Below are 1,278 nucleotides of genomic sequence, written 5' to 3' on the forward strand. Positions count from 1 at the left end.
TTCGTAATTCAAGCCCCTTCCCCCTTAACAAGAAAGATTAAATTTAAGGTACAACGCTAAATTTTACAAAACCAAATTTAGCATTTTCAGGGCGCGGGTCTGGGTGCGTAAAATGCAAAACCGTCAAATTTGAAGTCAAATTTGTGCGAATCAAATTTAATCAAAAATTTAAGCCATAAGGAGCGAAAATGCTTGGCAAAACGTTAAAAACAGCAGGAATAGTCGGCGCTTTGGCGCTATTTTTAGGTATATTTTTAAATTTACAAGGAGAACAGATGAATCATAAAACAAAAGAGTCTGCGACCGCGAACAAAACGATCGTGCTAGCGGGCGGGTGCTTTTGGGGCACGGAGGCCTATCTCAAGCAGCTTCCGGGCGTGGTTAGCACCTACACGGGCTACGCGAACTCAAAGGTGCCAAACCCTAGCTACGAGCAGGTCTGCACGGGCGATACGAATGCCGCCGAGGCCGTCTGGGTCGAATACGACGAGTACGTGATCGATTTGCCGCATTTGCTCAAATTTTACTTTAACACCATTGACCCGACCAGCCTAAACAAGCAAGGCGGCGACCGCGGCACGCAGTACCGTACGGGCATCTACTACACCGATGCGGCGGACGAGCCGGCGATCAGAGCCTTTATCGCCGAACAACAAAAAAACTACAAAGCGCCCATCGTAACGGAGGTCGCGCCGCTAGAAAATATCTACAAAGCCGAGGAGTATCATCAGGACTATCTGGACAAAAACCCGCACGGCTACTGCCACGTGACCTTTGAGAGCCTGCCTAAAAAAGGCGAAATTTTGAGCGACAAAAAGCGCGATATGAAGCAAAATTTGCAAAACTACAAAAACAAAGACGACGCGGCGCTAAAAAATGAGCTCAGCGCCATATCCTACGACGTCGTAAAACACGCTGCGACCGAGCGTCCGCATAGCAGCGAGCTAAACGACGAGGAGCGCATCGGTATCTACGTCGATATCACAAACGGTCAGCCGCTTTTTAGCTCGTACGATAAATTTGACGCGGGCTGCGGTTGGCCGAGCTTTACTAAGCCGATCGACGCGAGCCTGATCGCCGAAAAGTCCGATCTATCGCACGGCATGGTGCGCACCGAGGTCAAAACCGCGATGTCGGACTCGCATTTGGGGCATGTATTTGACGACGGTCCGCGCGACAAAGGAGGGCTAAGATACTGCATCAACGGCGCCGCGCTGAGGTTTGTGGCGAAAGAGGATATGGAGAAGCAGGGGTATGGGGATTTGATTCCGTATCTTG

1 protein-coding gene is annotated in these 1,278 nt (G+C 50.0%); it reads left to right on the forward strand.

The window, feature by feature from the left end; translation table 11 throughout:
- Positions 1–188: 188 nt before the first annotated feature.
- Positions 189–1,278, forward strand: a 1,090-nt coding sequence (gene msrA, locus Q0338_RS03505) for a peptide-methionine (S)-S-oxide reductase MsrA (RefSeq protein ID WP_298085552.1), incomplete at its 3' end; no start/stop codon positions are given.

This window comes from uncultured Campylobacter sp. (assembly GCF_938018145.1).
Lineage (GTDB): Bacteria > Campylobacterota > Campylobacteria > Campylobacterales > Campylobacteraceae > Campylobacter_A.